Below are 20,458 nucleotides of genomic sequence, written 5' to 3'. Positions count from 1 at the left end.
CATGAATAACCAAAACATAATTACTGACCAGCAAAATCAAGAATTTAGTCTTGAAAAAACAAAAAATGAAGTAGCTGTAAAACTTCAAAACTCTCCAGAAGTAGTTGCATTATCAAAACAAATAGACTTGAAAAATGTTGATTCTGTTATGACATTTGGACAAAATGCTGCTCAAGAAGTATCAAGCTTTGCTGATAAAATATTGGCCTCAATGGAAACTACTAAAGTTGAAGACTCTGGAACTTTACTTGTACAGCTAAATAAAATAATGGACAAATTTGATATCAAGGATTTTGATGAAAAGAAACCTGGTTTTTTTCAAAAGGTATTTAAAAAAGCTAAAAATTCTATAGATGCTTTATTCAATAAATACCATACAATGGGTGGCGAAGTAGATAAAGTATATGTTCAATTAAAAGAATATGAAGTTGAAATCAACCAAGCAAATAATATGCTAGAAGAAATGTTCATTAAAAATATGGATTATTTTGAACTATTGGAGAAACATATTATTGCAGGTAATCAAGTAAAACAAAATTTTACAAACAGTGTTTTACCTGAACTTGAATTAAAAGCTCAACAATCAACTAATCAAATAGATCAAATGAATCTATCAAATGCTCAGCAAATAGTTGAAATGCTTGATCAAAGAATTTACGATTTAGAGCTTGCAAAAAATGTTTCATTACAAACTATGCCTCAAATTAAATTAATACAAAAAGGCAACTATAATCTTATAAGAAAAATCAACTCTGCATTTATCATTACAATGCCGATTTTCAAACAGTGTTTAACTCAGGCTATAACATTAAAACGTCAAGCGGTTCAAGCAAAGGCTATGGCTGCTTTAGATGAAAAAACTAACGAGTTATTACTAAGAAATGCTCAAAATACAGCTCTACAATCAAAACTAACAGCTCAATTAGCATCAAGTGGTGCTGTTCAAATTGAGACACTTGAAAAAACATGGCAAACAATAATGCAAGGTATAGATGAAACTAGACAAATACAACAAGAAATGAAACAAAAACGTGTTGATGGCACAAGGAGACTTCATGAAATTCAAGAAGAGTTTAAAAGCAAATCTAAGGTAATGAGATAACATTTAAACAATTATTTGTTTAGATTAAAAATTAGATAAATTACGTTAAAAAAAAGAAGATATTTGTCTTCTTTTTTTGTTTTAGCTTTTTTAAACCCAATTTTATATAATGCCTCACAAGATTTTATAATTCATGATTTTTCTTAATATATATATCTAATGCTTTTATTCCTCTCTTAGCTAATTTAATAAATAATATTAAGCAATATATAGACAGTCCTAATAATCCAATATAAATTATTATTATAATTATTTGAAAAATACTTTGTACTGCTAATATTGAACTCACACATATCACCTCACTTTCAATATTCGATAGCTAATTCAGTTAGCGTTTATAAACATTCCATCCTTTTATAGCTGAAATAAGTTCATCTGTTTGTTCGATATAAATGCCATGTTTACCATCAATTTTTTCAATTTTACAATTTGGAAATTTGAATTTTTTATAGTGATTTGGGCCAATAGCATAGTCCTCTCTGCCTGTTATTACTAACGTTGGCACTTCTATTTCTGATGTTAGATATGTATAATTTTTAAAATAATCATTGTTTGAAAAAGCTTGCTCTGCCATGCTTCTATTCCCTATTCTAGAGTCAATGTTATCAACTATTCTATTACTTTCTTCTTTATTATAATAAAACTTATAAAATTCACCTTTATTAATTAATGTCGTAATAACACTGTTCCATTCTTCAAACAAATCATCATCTTTGTAGCTTTTTGTTATATTTAACAATTTCATACCTTGCTCTAATTGATTCTTTAGACTATCTATCATATCAAGTGAAACATTCATTAATATCAAGCTATCTACATTTTCCTTAAACTTTATAGCATACTTAACAGCTATTATTCCACCAAAAGAATGAGCTAACAATGTTAACTTTTTAATTCCAAGTTTCTTTCTTATTTCTTCTATATCATCAATCAGTCTATCAAGTGAATAATCTGTATTTTTATTACCCTCTGACCTTCCACAACCACGTTGATCAAAATAAATCATAGAAAAGGTTTTTTCAAATTTTTCTCCTGCAAGTTCTTTGAAATTTTCACACCAAGCTCCTGGTCCTCCATGTATAAACATACACTTTTGACCCTTACCTTTTTCTTCTACATATATTCTTACTCCATCACTACATTCAATAAACATATTATCAGTCCTTCCATAATCATTAAATTTTGATGTCACCTATCGTATTCATGTTCACGGCGTTTTCCAGCGTTATAGATAGAGCATTAACCTTAGTGTTAAGTTCATATAACAAACTTTAATAATATCATACTCTTATTTTCCATAATAGTAAACCATTAGCTAAACTATTGTAAAGTTAAAAAAAAAGCAAAAATGAACCATCCCTTATGATTTGTATAATTTTTAATATAATATTATATTTCATATTCCAAAATACCAAGATCACCCATTGAAAGTTCTTTTAATACATGTCCATTTTGAAAAATGCAACATCCCCCTTTGGCTCTATTTTCATCCTCTACATAGCTGTTTATCATCAACACTGGAGCTTGAATTTCTTTTACTTGTTTAGCATATTCGTCTTTTTCTCTACTTTGCCATTTATTTATAGAATAATCAACGTATAATGGCCACAAAACACAATCTGCCTTTAATCGTTTTATCGAATCAATATGCTCGTCATACCATAAGTCTCCACATATAGCTGTCGCAAAATTTTTACCTTTATAGTTAAAAAGCGAAAAGCTATTACCTTCTTTATAATATCTACAATCTGCTATAAGTTCTTTCCAGCCAGTCGAGATTCTGCGATAATTATTTAATATTTCACCATCATCAGAAATAACCATATTACTACTATAGATTGTCCCTTCTTCTCTCTCAATATATCCAAAAGAAAGGGCAATTTTATAACTTATTGCAAGTTCTCTTATTGAACAAATAATTTCATCATTTTGAGAACAAGCTCTTAACAAGTCACGATGATAATCCCAAGATAATCCTTCGAAACCTTGCAAGAACGATTCTCCAAAGCAAATTAAATCAAACTTTTTTTCACTACATTTAATCAACTGTCTCTTTATTTGATTAAAGTTATATTCAATATTTCCATCTTGAAAAATTTCTGAAACCAGACCAATTTTCTGCCCACTTAGCTTTAGACCTAATAAAAGCCGTATGTTTCAAAGATTCTTTAACATTATTCTGTGAAATATAAAATAATACAGGATTTAATGGTGTAAGAATACTCGCTAACATTCTTAAGTATTCAATAATTTCATTGTCTTTGATATGAGGATATAATCTATTAATATCATGAATTTGATGTTGGAGTAGAACACTTTCAAAAATTGTTATTTCGCTTTTTTTAATCATTTTAAAAACATATTGCTCAAACCGTCTGCAAAATATTTTCTTAAATGTATCAAATGAAACAATAGGTTTACTTGAATAACAAAACTCTTTTGAACTTAAATATTCAATTAACATATTATCCCATGGATATGGCTCAGGTATCTTATATGGCGAGAGTACATAGTTATCTTCAACAATAGAATTTTTCTGTAACCACTCTGCTTGCTCCTGATATTTCAAAATCAATGTGTCATACTCACTTAAAGAGAGATATGCATAGAAGGGTAAATCAATTGGGTGTTCACATCCTTCAATGAAAATATTTGAGTCGATTCCATATTCAAGAAAGAAGTTGTAGAGCAATTGAGAAGTTGTAGTTTTCCCTGACCCTGGAATACCTTCAAAAATGATTAATTTCGTATTTATCACATATATCATCCTTTATATAGTAATCTTTTTAGTCTTATTCTACAATTATGTATATCTTGGCGCACCGTAGCGAACTAAAATATTTGTTATGTGACGGAAATATACGGTCGTTTTGCAATAACTCTAAATCCCTACTCTCATTTTCCTTGTCATATTATATCATGAATTCTTGTTATAATCCTATCAGGTACTATTGTTGTATCTTCTGGAAGCCCTACGTTCTCAAAATCATTCCAGATTGAATAAATTCCTAATTTCTGTGGTGCTTGAACATCCCAAATAAGATTATCCCCTATAGACCATGTTTGATTAGGCATAACATTCATGTAATCCATAACGCTCTTATATGTTCTTATATCTGGTTTTCCATAGCCCACTTCCGTTTCAATCAGTATAATATCAAAGTATTTTTCGAGTTCAAATCTTTCTATCTTATATCTTTGTATCTTAGCTTCTCCATTTGTTATAAGTGCTAGTTTTATACCTTTTTTCTTAAGAATTTCTAACGTTTCTTGTGCCATTGGGAAAAACCTAAGTGCTTTAAGTCTCTTTTCAGAAAATGTATCTGCAATTAAATTTACGTCCTCTCTTGGCAAATTTAACTTGTCAAATACATTACCTATTATTTCCCTTCTTGCTTCCTTTTGATTTTTTCTGCCTTTATCATTAGACTTTCTATCATTCCAATATGCAAGTCTAGTCTCCGTTATAGTTGTATAAAGGGTTTTAGAATCAACATTATTATTAATCTTTGAATATTCATCACACATTAATTGCCACGTCTCATTAGCCGTACCTTTTAATGATATAATTGTATCATCTAAATCAAATATAATAGCCTTTGGTAACATAATTCAAATCTCCTTCCATAATAGTATATTTTTGTTATTGTCATGCTTCAATTCTACTTAATGTATTATAGGATGAGATGACCATTACTATATCACTTTGAGTTCTCATTAGGGCACTCACCTAACCTTGCATATCCAACAACCTCTATAAATGGTTGAAGTTTTTCTCTTTTCACACTCATCTCTTTTAAATATACATCTCCTAATTCACTTTTTAGTCTTTGTATTTTTTCTCGATTTTCAATTTTACTAGGTAACGGTGTATATTCTATTAAATATATTGTTCTTGCAATATCATATAAAAAATGTCCATGACATATATTCATAAAATCAATAACTGTTAAATTCCCATCTCTTATAAATATATTGCCAGGATGAAAATCTCCATGACATAGTATATCTCCATCTGGAAGATTTCTTAATATATTCAATATTTCTTCCTTTTTGGATTGTTTAGAGCTAATAATATGTTTATAAAGAAAATCCTTATAACTCTCAATATTTTCTACCTTACTTTGAAGTATTTTTTTATGTAAAACTGCCATATAAGCAGCACATGTATTTATATCACCTGTTCTAATTACCCATGATAGTAACGACTCACCTTCTATTTTGTCATAGATAATACCTGTTTTTTGTTTATAGTTAACAATTTGGTATACTTGTGGTTTCGAAAACTCACAGTTTCTTATATTCTTTGCATTTTTAAACTCTTTTTCAACTGACTGTTTAGGATACTCTTCATTGAAAAGCTTTATTACTTGACCATTTTTCCATTCATATATGTTAGCTGTATTACCAACACCTATTAATTTTCCTAGTTTCATTTCATATCTCCCCATTAAACAACTCTGATATCATCTTTTTTATTCATATTATGAGAATAGTGTTCTTGTAAATATCATATTTATACTATTCGATGTCCTCCTCTATGTTTTCGCATATCAAATAAAAGTTCAGTAAACCAATAATCAATAAATTTGTTCTCTTTAACTAATTGTAAAATTTCATCCTTACTTGCCCATTTCACTGCTTGAACTTCTTCATATTGTAATGTTAAATCTTTAGTATCTATATCTTTTTCAACAAGATAATAATCATCAAAACCCACTTCAAAATTTATAGTAAAAAATGGTCGTTCACTTGATAAATCAATTCTATAACCAATTTCTTCTAACGTTTCTCTTTCAGCGGCTTCTATACTTGTTTCACCAGATAAAGCACTTCCACCAACCGTGAGATCCCACATATTTGGCCAGCCCTCTTTCCAAGGTTGACGTTGTTGGATAAGCATTTCATTTTTTGTATTAAAAATACAAACATGAATTACAAGATGATAATCGTCCTTACCAAATTCACTCCCTCGTTCCATTGTTCTACCAGTTATTTTCCTATTTTTATCATAAATATCCCATAATTCAATCATAATTCACCCCACAAAATAAAATATTATTTACTACATTCACGAACTTTGGTCTCTAAATAAAGTAACCCTTACTCAAATCAAAATGAACCTTCCCTATTGATTCTCATGTTATCATATTTCATTTCTACTTACGAATAAATGTCATATCACAGCATGGTTTACCTGTAGCTAATGTTCCCTGTCTCTTAAATTCAAAATTTACTTGTTCACAAAGTTTGGGAAAAAATACTTCATCACCATAGCAAGTTGAGTAATAGCAATTCATTGAGTTACCTAATGCCTTAGCTACCTCATGATACACGCAGTAGGTTATATTCATCTGGAAGCAATCCTTTGTATCAATACCAACCTCATATTCCTCTAAGCCTACCTTTTTCATAGCATCTTGAAGAGCTACATAATATTCTTTAAAGGCTAATAAAAAATCACCTTTACCACACTTAACAAAATCCTCAGGCTTTGCAAAAATTTCTTGAAGTATGTAATATGAACATTTATCTGAGAATCGATTTCTTATCTTTGCAGCTTGTTCATAACCCAAGGTATCAACCATAACCTTAGCTACAACCTGCTTACTTATAACTGATGAGAGATTTTCCTCTGAAATACCCTTTGCCCGTACATGAGTCCAATCCATTTGTAATGCTTTTTGCTTTTCTAATTTTACTGTTTTGATAAACTTAATAAACCCTACTGGGTTCATGTACCACAATAGACGACCTACGAATCCTAACAGTGCTCTTATAATCTTTATCTTGCTTTTTATTGGTAATTTCGTATTCTTCTGAATAGTTATAATATCTTTACCGTAATTACTTAGTTCATTTACTCCCATAACACTCACCTTTCATTTCAAAGACCTTATTATAAAAATCAAAAGGAACAGTCCTACTGATTATTGCTTACCTTAAAAATGTACTATATCTTGATTTTATATTGTTATTTATCTATTAAAAATTTATGTAGTAATAACCTATCTTCCTTTTTTGTAAACTCCATAAAATATGTTAAAAAACCGTCTATGCTACTAGTAGTTTCGACTTCAACATAATATATATCTTTATTATAAATAATTCCTTTTATTTTATATCCCATTTCATTTGATATATCTGATATCTTGCTTATACGTTTACTTTCTTCAATAATTTTATATTTAACGTCATCATTTTCAGATATTTCTTTTAATGTACTATACTCTCCGTTGTTTATACTAATTAAAATTAAATTAGTTAAATCTTCAACATAATTTTCTTGTAATGCATAAAGATTATCTTGATTAATACATAATAACACTAGTGATATTATGACAAATATAGTCATTATTAATATTATCACTAAAGGTTTATTATATAATAAATTCATTTTTCTTTTGCCTCCTTATGTAATTATTCCTATAAAAGGTAATAATGTAAATAAGAATGCATATGCTAAATATATTATCGGTCAAAAAATAAATCAATATCAAAAAGAACCTTCCCTATTAATTGTTAAATTCATTTTTAACAATAATCATCCTATATTTTCAACATTTTAATTAGATTAAAAATAACTATAAATATAATCCATATGATTCCAGGCATGAAAAACGTTAGAATAATCCATGTTCTTATGCGTCGTTTCTTTTGATACGCTTCCTCAAAACTACTCAAATCATCATTTTCAACTATTTTCTTTTCCGTTTCATTTTTGATTATCTCTTTTGCATCTTCTAAACATCTAGATGGAACAAACAAATCTACACCAGCAGTTGACATTCCCATATATATTTCTAAATATCCTCCAGCTTCTCTATACCTTCTAAATATAGGAATTTCATATGCTCTCAATAATGCTTCTACAGCATTAGCCTCTATATCCCCTGAAACAGATATCAAAAAAGCTTCTTCATCATAATTTTCTTCTTCCAATTTATTAACAAGTTCTGCATTGCAGTCGCTACAAACTTTTACTTCCTCTCTATACTCTGCCTTACATATTGGACACCATGGCATTTTTTCTACCCCTTTCCAAAAGCTATTAATCATTACTTTCAAATATCAATAAAAAGCTAAATCAATTTTACCTAACTCCTACATTTGTAAACCAAGATTCTTGAATATACTAATGTTATAGATATGGAGTTAGCTCATTCACAATTGTCGACTATAGACTATCTCAATTCTATTTTTTCTAAATTTTCAATAATCGCACTACTAGCTTCTTCAACAAAAGTAATAATGTCTTCATAATTAAATAACAGTAGATCTAAGTCGTCATATTTTGTTTTAAAATCATTTTCCAAGGCGATTTCGAGTTCTGATGTTTTCTTATAATTAATTTCTGATATTTGAGTTGTTTCAAATACAACATTCATTTTTAAATTGTATTTCTCTTTTATTATTTGATTTAATCTACTAAAATCATGATAATAATTCTTTTGTTGGTCTATTCGCTTTTTTCTATTCTCATCACGCATATATTTGATGTATATATTCTGTATCCATAATTCATCCGTAATCAAGTGACAGTAATATCCAAGGTATAAGTCATCATGTATTTTCCTTTTATATTTCTGCAAAAACCTATCATAATCAAAGTATTGATATTCATCTGTTTTTGCATCTTCATACGGCTCTCGTGCAATTCTAAAGTGAGAAATTGCCTTTGACTCTCTAGTATTTTCATGCAAATCGGGTAAAAGATTACCTAGATTGAACCGACCCAAATCTAGACCAAAATGTTCTGCAACTCTTTCTGATACAGCTAAATGTATTATTCTTGATGCCATTTATTCTTCTACCTCCTTTACGATTATTTTTTTAGTAAAATACTCATTAGTTTACAATTCTTAATTCTACTCAACTTCATAATGATATATTATTTCTTCTCCATCAAGCTCGTTTTTTGTATAAAAACCATTCTTTGTGAGTAATTTCTTCATCTTATCGTTTTCTAAATTTGTACTTGTTGAAATTTTTTTATAACCTTTATTTATAGCCTCTTTAATTATTAATTGAATAGTTTCAGTTGCAAAACCTCGTTTTCTATAATCTTGAGATATCATTAATCTATCAATGTAATACACATTACTGTTATCTTCATCCTCACCAAACATTGTATATCCTACCATATTGTCTTCATCATAAATTGCTTTTGATATCGCTTTCGGGTAAAATTGTGCTTCAGCAATTGAATATACATTAGGGTGTATAAAGTCTTTTTCTCTATCAGAAAGTTTTAGATTTATACATTCTTTCCAATTATCAGCTGTTATATTTTTAAATCGTATCATTTCATTCTTCTCCTTCAACTTAACTATTGTTATTACATTATACCTTAGAACATAAAGACCCCATAAATTGCACAGGTATTTATTCAACCTCATATTTTCCTGTTTTAGGATTAAACAAACATATTATTTCTTTATATCCATCTTTAAAATATAACCTATAGTAATATTTAACAAAATGATAATCATCAATACCTACATACCATGTATCTTGATAAACAATATTAATATTTAAATTATTCCTAAAATCCATCTTTACTTTATTAATTGCTTCATCATGCGAAAAAGTCGGTAAGATTATTAAAAATACGCAAATAACTGCTATTATTACTATTACGTGTGTAATAATAATTTTTTTATTCAGCTTTTTTCTACGATACAAATCCTTTATTTCTATCCAACAAGATATAAGACATACCACATAAAAGTCAGATGTATTTATAGTGCCATAATAGATTGTTTTATTTATCACATTAAGAATAATTATTATAAATATGTATATAGCAATTATTGTTAAACGACATTTATTCATACTAATTAACTTTGTTTTACTATTAATATCATTCATATTGCAAATCATCAGCTTTCATTGTAATCATATAATTTAACAAAAGCACTAACCTCATTCTATATTTTGAAAATTATTTTTATAATTCAAACCTACTACCTTTTGTAAGTTTATTATACATTAAATTACTATTAAATTACTCCTTTTTACTGAATAATTAAATCTTCTTCTCCTCTTTTTCCATCACTTTTATTTGTGTATAATAAAGTTTTTAAATTTTCATTATTTTTCTTTTCAATGAATACATGCTCTTAAACTTAAAAAACTCAATCTTTGTATCCTACTTTCTTGCAATACACAATTCATTTAATCATCATTCTCTTATATTTAGAAACCTTACACTAAAACGGGTTCACTCCAAACTGCCCCTATTGATTTATTACCTCAAAGTAATACCAATCTTATTTCTTCTTACAAATATATAAACCATGTAAACTATATCCTAGAAGTATATCCTTTGTACACGTATTTAAATGATATGATAGCCATTTTTGGTATTCTTCCTCACTATAGCTATTAATTGCTTTACTCATCATATGTCCTATTCCATCTGTAGCAATATTAATTATTTCTTCAACCTCTAAACTATGTAACATATTTCTCAATTCATCTGGTTCTGTATAAACAAAACAATCATCTTTTTCTGAATGCTTATTTTCTAGAATATTAAATACTTCCGTCTTATTTATGTTTTCATTATCACTTGCAATCTTATTAATAAACGCTGCATACTTATTAATATATGATATTATTAATTTACCATCCTTTTTTAGAACTCTTAAGCATTCTTTTATACATTTTAACCTTGCATCTTTATTTTTTATATGATAGAGCGGTCCCATGCATAGAACAATATCAAAGCTATTATCTCTATGATCTAATAAGTTTCTTCCATCACTTACTTTAATTTCTAGATTCACTTTATCTTTTAAATTTTCCAACTTATTCTTCATTATATCAATATTCTTAGACGATATGTCCAATGCTATTACTCTATTTCCTTTAGAAGCGTAATAAAAAGAATAAGCACCTGTCCCGGCTCCAATATCTAATATTTTGTGATTAGCTTTAATAATTTTATTAAGATAAAATATTGTTGTATCATACTCTACTCTATGCATATTATCTTTTTTCAATCTATTTTCTTCATCATACCATTGATAATATTTGGTTATTTGGTTCATATAATACACCCCCTTATTTTTTAACCTATTAACCTTTAAAAAATTTAAAACTACATTTTAACCATAAGTTTATATATACGCTTTTCTTATATATGACATATCATTTCTTTCACAAGATTAGCAGATTCATGTGCTGCTAATATTTCAAAATTCTTATAATCTTCAGTAGCTGCTTCATTTGCTAAATCAGAAATACAACGAATAACTAAAAAAGGAATCTGGTTTACAAAAGCGGTATGTGCTATTGCTGTTCCTTCCATTTCTATACAAATTGCCTTATAAATTTGATAAAGTTTTCTTTTTCTCTCAGTATCTGATATGAAATCTTCACCTGATATAATCGTTCCAATATGATAATCCAAATTATTAGACTCTGAAATTTTAGCTGCTAAGTCAATTAAATTAGCATCTGCTTTGAAAAACTCTTGGTTGGGAAAGCAGTTTATCATTTGAATTTTACGCACATCATAATAAGTTAATTGCTTTGATATTACTATAGAAAGATGCTTAACATCATCTGAAAGTCCTCCAGCAATACCTGTGTTGATTATTGCATCAACTGAATATTTATCAATTAGAATCTGTGTATAAATAGCAGCATTAACCTTCCCAATCCCACATTCTAATAAAACAATTTCAATATCTTTGATTTTACCTAGATAATAATTTAAACCCGCATAGGTTTCAACAAAACAATCTTTCAATTCTTTTTTTAAAATCTCAATTTCTACTGGCATAGCGCCAATAATTCCAATTCTTTTCATATACTCCCCTTCTCTAATGATTCTTTTTTCCAATCCATATTTAAATTTAATCTGTTTAATTTGTTCTTGAGTAGGTGGTTTTATTTCTAAATCCATTTTAGAACATTCATTATGAAACTTTACTTTTTCCATATGTACACTCGAACTCAATGTACTCTCTAGACCAACCTGATCAAAGAACCAAAATCTTTGCTCATACTCTAAATTTCCACTTTTTCCGCTGCCCTTGATAATTACCCTTCAACCTTGTGAAGATGCATTGTTAAATGTAGTCAGACTACATGACTCTAGAGAGATACCCTATATTTTATCTATTATTTTTCAAATAATTTTTACAGTTTTCAAAATGGATATAACCAATACTATCTTCTCTAAGGTACTTATTTGCTTCTTCAATATCAAACCATTTTATTTCATCTATTTCTTGTGATGATCCAAATTCTTCACCCTCTACTTCTACCATAAAACCAAGCATTAATATATCTCTTTTCTTATAATAATAACTAGAAATATACTGAATACTTTTTACGTCTAACCCAGTTTCTTCTTCCACTTCTCTTTTGGTGGTCTCTTCGGCATTTTCACCTCTTTTTACATACCCAGCAACCAATACCCAATTATCGGATACATATTGCTGTTTGAGTAATGCAACCTTATTGCTATTTACAGCTACTACTAATACACATGTCTTAAATTCATCAAAAAAGGGATATTACAAGTACTACAAAATGGCAAAAGACCCTCATCACCTATTGTTTTTTCAATTAGCTTATCTCCACAAACACTACAATAATTATGTAACATTATCTCTCTCCTTTATTTATCTTTTGAAGGAGTTGCTCATACCCTGATTAAAGGCTAATACAACGACTGTTGCAATGTGCTTAGTTGGGATATATGAGGGCTTACCCTAGAGCACCTGAACGAACAAAAATACACTTTTATCCTCGTTATTTAACATCACTTCCAAGGAATATTCTATCCTATCTTTTTTAAAGACTATAATCTATCTTTGTAATAGAACCATACAATTCTATGTTTTCTTTATCGACAATTATTCCATCTCCATCATTACAAGTATAAATCACTTTTTTATTTTTCTTAGAAAAATGTTTTAATTCGTATATATTATGAGAACCCATATTCCAGTGTGGTATGAAATCAAATTGTACTAATCCCAATGCACTAAAATCCTCTATCTCACATATATTTTCACCTCCAAATTTAGCAATTTCTATACTCTGACTTAGTATAATTGCTCCAGCACTTAAACCAATTATGTTACCACCTGTTTTAACATAAGACCTGAACCTATCAATTAAGTTATTCTTTTTTATATTATTCAAAAAATAAAAAGTATTTCCACCAGAAAGATAAATTACATCAGATGAAAATAATTTATCAAAATCAATGCTATCGCAATTCTCATCGATATCATAATATTCATATTGGAAATTCCCATACTCATTAAGCATAGATTTAACGTGTATATAATATTTTCGACTAGAATCAGTACAAGATGGTACATATGCTAAATTATATTTACCATTACTAAAATTATTAACAACTCTATTAATTAGTTCTTTGTTATCTTTTCGGGTAAAATTACTTAATAACACTAACATTTACTGAAACCTCCAAACTTAATAAATAAGACCCTAAGCATTACCCTAATCCCTTTTTAAATAATGATAGATAACGTTCTGAGGGTTTGCGACGTCTGGTTATTACTCCAATTTTCTACCTAGATGTTGCAAACCCTCTGTTATACGACGTCGGCATAAACTTTAAAAAAATAATTAATTCTTATATTCCCAATGCATATTTGCTTCTACTTGTTATCATCTAAATGAGAAATATAACAATAATAGACAAACAATGCCATAAACGACTGTACCCCACATTTTTTCCTTTATATATATATCTTTGCATGTTTTTCTACCTTTTTTATTTTAATTATATCATATATTGACTATTTTCTAATCAAATTTTACTAGTTATTTTGTTTGTTTTTACGCAGTCTGCCGTCCCTATTGATTGTAGACTTTTTCATAAGTCTCTATTATAAAAATCTTTCAACAGTTTCGAAACTTCCTCAAAAATACCAGGCTAATGACATTACTTTGTTGGTTTATAATTACATTTTTTTAATCTATTTGTATTTTATTAATATATTAGTTGTTTTGCTATAAATTTTATGTTATAATTTAACCGATATCGATATTATTGTAATTGCAGTTACATAATTCTATTTATTCGGAGGTTAATAATGAAAACTAAAAAATATTTAAGTATAGTAACTATTTGTTTTATTTTATTTACTAGTTTTACAACTGTTTTTGCAAGCAGTGATCTTGGTACAAGTTCTTTTTCCCAAGAAGAAATAAATGATCATTTCAATAAAAAATTTGATGATATTTCTAGATATATGCCCAAATCTAATAGCTCAATATATAGATCTGGAACTACCAGTGAGTTGTCAAAACTTGAATATCTACCTGAATATACAGAAATAGATCCAGAAGCTTTTCCTCTAATAAAAGTTTATTTTGATAATACTGGTGGAGAATGGGAAAATTTTACTGTTACTTATAGTGAAGGTCATACTGTAACTTGGAATGTCGCCGTTAATACAGCTACTGATGTAAAAATAGAAGCTTCCTTTGTGGCTGTAAAAACTGAAATAGCGCAATCTCTTGGGTTAACTGTATCAAGAGAAAGTTCAACAAATAAAGCTATTGGTTGCTCAGGTACTGCTAGAATTACTGAAAGGAAAAAAGGTTACATACCTATATATGCAGCTGGAGTTAAGACAGGAGGACAATATAAATATGACTATATAAATTGTCTCGGTCAGCATGAAATTGTTATAAAAAATAGATTTGAAGGTGTAATACCATATGAAGAAACTAAATATACATCAGTAACATTTGGTAGACCTGTATATACATGGTAATAAATAGTAAAAAGCGTATAGTTTTATACTATACGCTTAAAACCTGAGGTGAAACAAATGAATAAAAAATCATTATTTATAAGTATAAGTGCTGTTATAATTATTTTATTAATTCTGTTATATAAGTACGAATATAAAAGTCTAACTTATGAAGAGTTTTTCAATAAAACAAATAACCTAATAAATGAATTAAGTAATAAATACACTCGTATTAATAAAAAAGATTATGTATTCGCTGTTCCGTATTATGGTAATGTAGATGGTAAATGGTCTTCTGATAAAGGCGATATAATTGGAAATGACCCATCAAAACCTAAAAAAAACATAGTCTACTTTATTAATGATTCAAAAAATGTTATAACTAAATTAGGTTTTTATTATAGTCCCAAAATACAACAAAAGGAATACTTCAGTGTAAATATTGTAGATAATATGACTAATGAATTTTTAATTGACAATTATGAATTACCAATAATTTATAATGCTAATTTTACAGATAATAATATGTTTATACAAATAACATCTTTTGCTATTTATCCAAACATTTCTCATAAAAATGACGAGGAAGTTAGTAAAGTTTTGAGAACTATAACTATTGATACTCAAAACTTATTATTAGGAAAATCACTAGATTAATTCATTTAAAATAATTACATATTGCTTAATTCAATGAATAAAATTTCAAAAACATTTTACGTTTTAATGATTTATAAGAAACACTATGCAGTAACTGGAATTATGATGTTTCACATCAATCGTAGGGGACGGCAGACTGAAGAAAAACAGTCTGTCTTTTTTAATGGCTGATCATTAAAATTAGTTACAATTCCTGTTAATTTAACTATATTCTCTATCATTCGTCACGCTCCTACAATATACTCGGACTCTAATGTTGTAGCTCTTCAATTCTTTCATATAACTTTGATTCATGAAATCCTCTTGTAGTAAAATTCTCCTACTTCATCATTTTATCGAATGGAGTTTGTACCTTTCAAGTCAAAATAACCGTCCCTTGATTATTAAAATAACTATAAAATATTCTCATTTAGCTTCGAGTTATACTAAAATTAAAAGGAACCTCCCTAATGATTATATTTTTAACATTTTGATCAAAAAAGTAATTATGGATAAAATTCTGGCATAAAAAACAATAGAATAATCCATGTTTTTTTAGTTTATTTATTATTTTTTTCTTGATATTATATAATAATTTGGTACAGATTCATTAAACTTATGAGTTTGCATAATAGAAAAATTACTACCTTTAATTATTCCTTCTAATTCAGATATCTTCAATCTTCTTATAAATGGAATTACTCCAATTTTACTTAATAGTGATTGAATCATAATCGTTAAACTGTTCTTTTCGCCTAGGCAATTCGTTGATGAAATAAATATCCCATTAGGTTTTAATAGTTCATATATACGTTGTATTACATTATCCATATCCTCCATTAAGTAAAGAATATTGAAGGCAATAACTACATCAAAAGATTCTTTAATAAACCTTTTGTCATAGATAGTTGCTACATCAAAACAGATATTTGATATATCTCTTTGTACTGATTTACATTTTGCAATATCAATCATATTTTCTGATATGTCAATAGCTTCAATTCTTTCAACATTCTTAGATAATTCAATTGTAGTTACACCTGTTCCACACGCGAAGTCTAGTACTACATCGGTAGTTTTTAAATAATTCCTTGTCATATTTATAGTTTTATTATATCCTTCAAGATGTTTTAAATAAACTTGAGAATCATACCTTGATGATATTTTATCCCAAAATCTTTTAGTGTTTTTCATCTACCTACCCTTTCTTCCTTTTATAAGCATACCAAACTTAATAAATAAAAAACTCTTATTTCATTAACAGTGTCGTGTTTACGCCTTATCCGAACCAGATCCGTACAATTCAATCTAAACGAACCATCCCTATTGATTAACCCCTTTTGCAAATAAGTGTTACATGAAGTTCTCGTAGGAAATATATTTTTTGTGTTTTTATAGTTTTTTTGTCCATTCATACTCTTTTCCAATTTCTAAAAACCCAATTGATCTATAAAGTGATTGTGCTGCTATATTCTTAAAACTTGTCTTTATAAAAGAGGGAATACCTTACTCAGAACGAATGTGAACACATTGTTATGTAACGGCGCGCGTTCCGCGAAACCAGAGCCTATAGGACGTAGGTCCCTACTACTCCTCTTTATCCACTAATCTTTTTTATAGTATCTTTTCTAATCACTTCTCTTAACTCTTCCAATGCCTTAATACCCTTTACTTCATCACTTCCGTATGTTTTATTTAACTCATATTCTAATGGTATCCATGTCTCAATCGGTGCTTCATTATGTTGTATTACTACTTCCATTTTATCAAGTGCTTTAAATAACTTAGCTTCTCTACTTTTTTGCTCTTTCATTTCCATGAATAGATTTTCTAGCTCATCCTTTAAAACACCATCCAACATATTAAGTATCTGAATTATTGCATTTTCTTCATTCAATTCGTCTTCACTATTCTTAATAAAGCTAGGTATATCTCCAGCTAAAGCTTCGCCTAAATCATGAAATAAACACATTTTCATTACTTTATCCATATCATATTCGGGTAATTTATCCTTTAGTATCCATGAAAAAAGGCAAAGTCTCCAACTATGATCTGCTACACTTTCCTGTCTCATTGTTGATGTCCAAGAATGACGTAACTCACATTTTAATTTTTCTGCTATACTTAAAAACTTAATAATTTCTTTTGATCTCATGTCTCCTCCAATACCTATTAGAATTTACTAATTAGGATTCTTTAAAATATTTGCCGCAGGACGCAGCATTTTCTTTGCACGCGATTTTATATAACATTTTGTATTTCCGACGTCTCTGAACCGGACCCTCAGAGCCCTTCTCCCTGGCGATATTTTCACCTGGTAAAGAGATGTGGTGCATATGCCTTGCCACAAAAACGTACTTCCATGCACCCTTGCGCAAAAATCTTGTTATACGCAGTTCATATTTATCTTTTTATATATTTGACATATTAAAGTCATCTAGCATATCATTTAAGTTAAATCGAATCTCCGCGCATCCCTTTAAAATTCGACCAGCAATATCCTTAACTTCTTCAATTTCAGTTGCAATACCAACATCATATGCAACTTTTCCAAATATATCATAGTTTTTCCATCCGCCATACCCAGTTGCTTCTGCATAATTTTTATCTATAGATAGCATAATTTTTATCTGTCTATTTTTATCAAATCTTAAGATTATTTTTCCAAAATTACTAAGTTGGTATTTTACAATAAACTTTTCAAGCAGATTCTCTTTTAAAACGTTTAACACTTTTTCATAAACTTCTACATCAAAAATTCCATTTTTAAACTTATCAATTAAAGACATCCCGCTAATTTTCGTTGGTATTTCAACGTCTACATTGTCGCTAAAAACATCAAACTTGGGCTTTTCTAAAATAGATTTACCTTCTATTGCATTAATAAATTCTGCTAATTTTTCAGAAGTCATTTTAATATTTGGATTAACCTCAATTCCAAATATTGATTCCATATAATCAGGTTTTATCTTTGTACCCTCTAAAAAAACAGGAATAAATTTTTCTTGCTTATTATCCCTATACACTTTTGGACTTATTATTGATGTTTCTACTCCAACACCACTAACTCTATTATTTGCCTTTTTTACATACTCTCTTTCACATAGAACAAATACTTTATCAGCTTCTCTTATAGAATTTTCCATAAAAAAATCCATGTTATACCCGTGTTTCATTTCCCATTTGTCAAAAACTACATCATATTTAGTCAGTAGTTTAGTCGCAAGAATTTCCACAAATTTATCATATCGATTCCAACAATAAGATAAAAAAACTTTTTTCATAATAATCCATCCTTTATTTGAAATCTAAATATACAATACTTCTACTTCACAGAATTTTTCAAAATATAGTTGTATGTATAAAATGTCTTCCTCAAAATTTTACATTAATGAATATGCATAGCGTATAACGTTTCTACATCTCCGACATCACTGAATCGGACTTATAAGAAATGCCCCATGGTGGTGCTTGCACCTGATAAAGTGATGTGGCGCACCTTACTTCATGATCGTTCTTACGATGTCCTACTATGTGACCTTTCTCTACGCGCCCTCTGCAGAGATGTGTTGTTAGGAGATGCCAGATGCCCCTAAAATCAGAATCCGTCATGGACGGCGGCTCCTTAAAAATTACCTATCTCAGTCCACAATTTAATCCTATTTTTAGCTCATTAATAAATTCTTTTGCAAATTTTTGTGCTTCATTATAAATTTTCTTTGCTTCTTCAAAGTAACAACAACCTGTTCCTAAGATGTTCTTTTCTATATATTCTATAGTTTCATCCAATGTTTGTCCTCTCACAGAACCTGTTATAAGTGACTTAACAATCAAAAATGTTTTCCCACCTTCTACCATGTGTGCATCATGTAATAATTTCCCTTCAATTGTTTCTGCACTTTCATTTTTTTGAGATTCCCAAGCAACTTTTACAATAAATTCTATTTTTTCCTCAGAAAAACCTCTTTCTTTCAACCAGATTTTAATGTTCTCATCATCATTATAAATAAAACCATGAAAATAAGCTGCATAGACTATAACTTCATAATCAATATTACATTCAACATATTTCATAAGGCTTTTCACCGTTTTTATAACCCTTTCAATATGCGACAAGTCATGCATAATATCTTTATCTTTGTAATATAGAATAATAAATTCTTTTAAAACCTCATAATCAATCATGCAATAATCTCCTCAATAAATAATTCTTCATGCATATCCATAGTAAATCCGCTCAGGACGCGCGGTCTCATACATCTGATGTTGCCTAACTTCTGCATTCACGAACCAAAATTCGTGAATACTTCTAATATTATTAGGATTTGCGAACTTTGGCTCATGAAATCCTCCTGTAGTAAAACTCTCCAACTTCATTATTTTATCCAATAGACTTTGTATCTTTCTAAGACTATTTTTTGTATCATGTGTATTTATCTCCATAGTGCTTGAACTTGAATGTCGTCGAACTTCCTGTATTATATCAATCTAGTATATAGGTAAACAATCAAGACAACCTTCAATAATATCATACTCTTATTTTCCATAATAGTAAACAGTTAACTAAATCATCTTCCTTTTTTAGCACAACATTAACAGTTTACGCTGCATTAAAATTGGTTACTCATATATATTTTCTAATATCATCTACCCTAAGCAAACAGTAACCAACTGCTCTAATAACTATTTCAACCAATAAATGTACTAGCACGCAATCTGAGGTTTCTTAGTAGGTAACTTTTAAGAAGTGCTTTTTTCAGTTTTTATATAATGAAAAAAATTACTTCTTTACAGGAACCAGCATAGATTCTCAGATTCGTGCCCATCACCATTGTGCAATGTATCTTCCCCATCTTCTGGCAACACACTCACAACGCTTGACCCCAAAGAAATCAAACCATTAAATCTTTTGGAAGCTACATGACATTTTTCGACCATGACATTGATGCCTATATTTTTTCATCAT

General features: G+C 28.7%; 24 protein-coding genes and 1 pseudogene. 3 read left to right on the top strand and 22 right to left on the bottom strand.

The features are described from left to right. The first annotated feature begins 1 nt into the window (after position 1). Positions 2 to 1,102 carry a toxic anion resistance protein gene (locus tag AYC61_RS16815; RefSeq protein WP_066505338.1) on the top strand — a complete coding sequence of 367 codons (1,101 nt, stop codon included), beginning with the start codon at positions 2 to 4 and terminating at the stop codon, positions 1,100 to 1,102. 124 nt (positions 1,103 to 1,226) lie between these two features. Here AYC61_RS16815 and AYC61_RS21415 read toward each other — a convergent pair whose 3' ends face one another. From AYC61_RS21415 to AYC61_RS16735, 18 genes and pseudogenes are all read right to left on the bottom strand, one after another. Beyond that, a complete protein-coding gene (locus AYC61_RS21415) occupies positions 1,227 to 1,391 on the bottom strand; it encodes a hypothetical protein (protein ID WP_156456505.1) in 165 nt (54 codons plus the stop codon). 39 nt (positions 1,392 to 1,430) lie between these two features. Then, entirely contained in the window at positions 1,431 to 2,255 is an 825-nt protein-coding gene (locus AYC61_RS16810) for an alpha/beta fold hydrolase (protein ID WP_066505334.1), read from the bottom strand. 236 nt (positions 2,256 to 2,491) lie between these two features. Then, positions 2,492 to 3,148, bottom strand: coding sequence for a carbon-nitrogen hydrolase family protein (locus AYC61_RS16805; RefSeq protein WP_162265484.1), 657 nt, complete (start codon positions 3,146 to 3,148; stop codon positions 2,492 to 2,494). Positions 3,149 to 3,176: 28 nt separating this feature from the next. Continuing rightward, complete coding sequence (locus AYC61_RS16800) at positions 3,177 to 3,860, bottom strand: P-loop NTPase family protein (protein WP_066505328.1); 684 nt, start codon at positions 3,858 to 3,860, stop codon at positions 3,177 to 3,179. Positions 3,861 to 4,009: 149 nt separating this feature from the next. After that, entirely contained in the window at positions 4,010 to 4,711 is a 702-nt protein-coding gene (locus tag AYC61_RS16795; protein ID WP_066505325.1) for an HAD family hydrolase, read from the bottom strand. A gap of 92 nt (positions 4,712 to 4,803) precedes the next feature. Further along, on the bottom strand, positions 4,804 to 5,538 hold the full coding sequence (locus tag AYC61_RS16790; protein WP_066505322.1) for a phosphotransferase: 735 nt from the start codon (positions 5,536 to 5,538) through the stop codon (positions 4,804 to 4,806). 80 nt (positions 5,539 to 5,618) lie between these two features. Then, the gene (locus AYC61_RS16785) at positions 5,619 to 6,137 is read right to left on the bottom strand and encodes an NUDIX hydrolase (protein ID WP_066505319.1); all 519 of its coding nucleotides are present in this window, start codon (positions 6,135 to 6,137) and stop codon (positions 5,619 to 5,621) included. Between the two features lie 124 nt (positions 6,138 to 6,261). Next, a complete protein-coding gene (locus tag AYC61_RS16780; RefSeq protein ID WP_066505316.1) occupies positions 6,262 to 6,972 on the bottom strand; it encodes an L-2-amino-thiazoline-4-carboxylic acid hydrolase in 711 nt (236 codons plus the stop codon). Positions 6,973 to 7,076: 104 nt separating this feature from the next. Continuing rightward, complete coding sequence (locus AYC61_RS16775; protein WP_066505313.1) at positions 7,077 to 7,499, bottom strand: hypothetical protein; 423 nt, start codon at positions 7,497 to 7,499, stop codon at positions 7,077 to 7,079. Positions 7,500 to 7,651: 152 nt separating this feature from the next. Continuing rightward, positions 7,652 to 8,128: a hypothetical protein gene (locus AYC61_RS16770; protein ID WP_066505311.1), complete on the bottom strand. Its 477-nt coding sequence runs from the start codon at positions 8,126 to 8,128 to the stop codon at positions 7,652 to 7,654. A gap of 158 nt (positions 8,129 to 8,286) precedes the next feature. Continuing rightward, positions 8,287 to 8,904: a zinc dependent phospholipase C family protein gene (locus AYC61_RS16765; protein ID WP_066505309.1), complete on the bottom strand. Its 618-nt coding sequence runs from the start codon at positions 8,902 to 8,904 to the stop codon at positions 8,287 to 8,289. A 66-nt stretch (positions 8,905 to 8,970) separates the two neighbouring features. Next, positions 8,971 to 9,408 carry a GNAT family N-acetyltransferase gene (locus AYC61_RS16760; protein WP_066505307.1) on the bottom strand — a complete coding sequence of 146 codons (438 nt, stop codon included), beginning with the start codon at positions 9,406 to 9,408 and terminating at the stop codon, positions 8,971 to 8,973. Positions 9,409 to 9,487: 79 nt separating this feature from the next. Next, complete coding sequence (locus AYC61_RS16755) at positions 9,488 to 9,973, bottom strand: hypothetical protein (protein WP_066505299.1); 486 nt, start codon at positions 9,971 to 9,973, stop codon at positions 9,488 to 9,490. 401 nt (positions 9,974 to 10,374) lie between these two features. Further along, positions 10,375 to 11,157 (bottom strand): class I SAM-dependent methyltransferase, encoded by a 783-nt coding sequence (locus AYC61_RS16750; RefSeq protein ID WP_066505298.1) that lies wholly within the window; start codon positions 11,155 to 11,157, stop codon positions 10,375 to 10,377. 86 nt (positions 11,158 to 11,243) lie between these two features. Next, positions 11,244 to 12,053, bottom strand: coding sequence for a 5'-methylthioadenosine/adenosylhomocysteine nucleosidase (locus tag AYC61_RS16745; RefSeq protein ID WP_202906863.1), 810 nt, complete (start codon positions 12,051 to 12,053; stop codon positions 11,244 to 11,246). Positions 12,054 to 12,228: 175 nt separating this feature from the next. After that, positions 12,229 to 12,546: pseudogene (locus tag AYC61_RS16740) on the bottom strand (NUDIX domain-containing protein); the annotation flags it as partial. Positions 12,547 to 12,596: 50 nt separating this feature from the next. Continuing rightward, complete coding sequence (locus tag AYC61_RS22125; RefSeq protein ID WP_275935262.1) at positions 12,597 to 12,725, bottom strand: hypothetical protein; 129 nt, start codon at positions 12,723 to 12,725, stop codon at positions 12,597 to 12,599. A 188-nt stretch (positions 12,726 to 12,913) separates the two neighbouring features. Next, positions 12,914 to 13,546 (bottom strand): Type 1 glutamine amidotransferase-like domain-containing protein, encoded by a 633-nt coding sequence (locus tag AYC61_RS16735; RefSeq protein ID WP_066505296.1) that lies wholly within the window; start codon positions 13,544 to 13,546, stop codon positions 12,914 to 12,916. A 644-nt stretch (positions 13,547 to 14,190) separates the two neighbouring features. Between AYC61_RS16735 and AYC61_RS16730 the strand changes: the two genes are divergently transcribed. Together AYC61_RS16730 and AYC61_RS16725 are read left to right on the top strand one after the other, a co-directional pair. Then, a complete protein-coding gene (locus AYC61_RS16730) occupies positions 14,191 to 14,877 on the top strand; it encodes a hypothetical protein (protein WP_066505295.1) in 687 nt (228 codons plus the stop codon). A 57-nt stretch (positions 14,878 to 14,934) separates the two neighbouring features. After that, positions 14,935 to 15,513, top strand: coding sequence for a hypothetical protein (locus AYC61_RS16725; RefSeq protein WP_066505292.1), 579 nt, complete (start codon positions 14,935 to 14,937; stop codon positions 15,511 to 15,513). Between the two features lie 546 nt (positions 15,514 to 16,059). On the opposite strand, the gene AYC61_RS16720 is transcribed toward AYC61_RS16725, so the two are convergent. The 4 genes from AYC61_RS16720 to AYC61_RS16700 form a co-directional block, all read right to left on the bottom strand. Continuing rightward, positions 16,060 to 16,686 (bottom strand): class I SAM-dependent methyltransferase, encoded by a 627-nt coding sequence (locus AYC61_RS16720; protein ID WP_066505289.1) that lies wholly within the window; start codon positions 16,684 to 16,686, stop codon positions 16,060 to 16,062. Positions 16,687 to 17,089: 403 nt separating this feature from the next. Continuing rightward, on the bottom strand, positions 17,090 to 17,647 hold the full coding sequence (locus AYC61_RS16715; RefSeq protein ID WP_066505287.1) for an HD domain-containing protein: 558 nt from the start codon (positions 17,645 to 17,647) through the stop codon (positions 17,090 to 17,092). 256 nt (positions 17,648 to 17,903) lie between these two features. Continuing rightward, on the bottom strand, positions 17,904 to 18,776 hold the full coding sequence (locus AYC61_RS16710) for a toll/interleukin-1 receptor domain-containing protein (RefSeq protein ID WP_066505285.1): 873 nt from the start codon (positions 18,774 to 18,776) through the stop codon (positions 17,904 to 17,906). A gap of 352 nt (positions 18,777 to 19,128) precedes the next feature. Beyond that, a complete protein-coding gene (locus AYC61_RS16700; protein WP_066505268.1) occupies positions 19,129 to 19,677 on the bottom strand; it encodes an HD domain-containing protein in 549 nt (182 codons plus the stop codon). Between the last annotated feature and the right edge of the window lie 781 nt (positions 19,678 to 20,458).

The organism is Abyssisolibacter fermentans (genome assembly GCF_001559865.1).
Classification (GTDB): domain Bacteria; phylum Bacillota; class Clostridia; order Tissierellales; family MCWD3; genus Abyssisolibacter; species Abyssisolibacter fermentans.
This window is presented reverse-complemented; position numbering and strand designations above follow the sequence as displayed.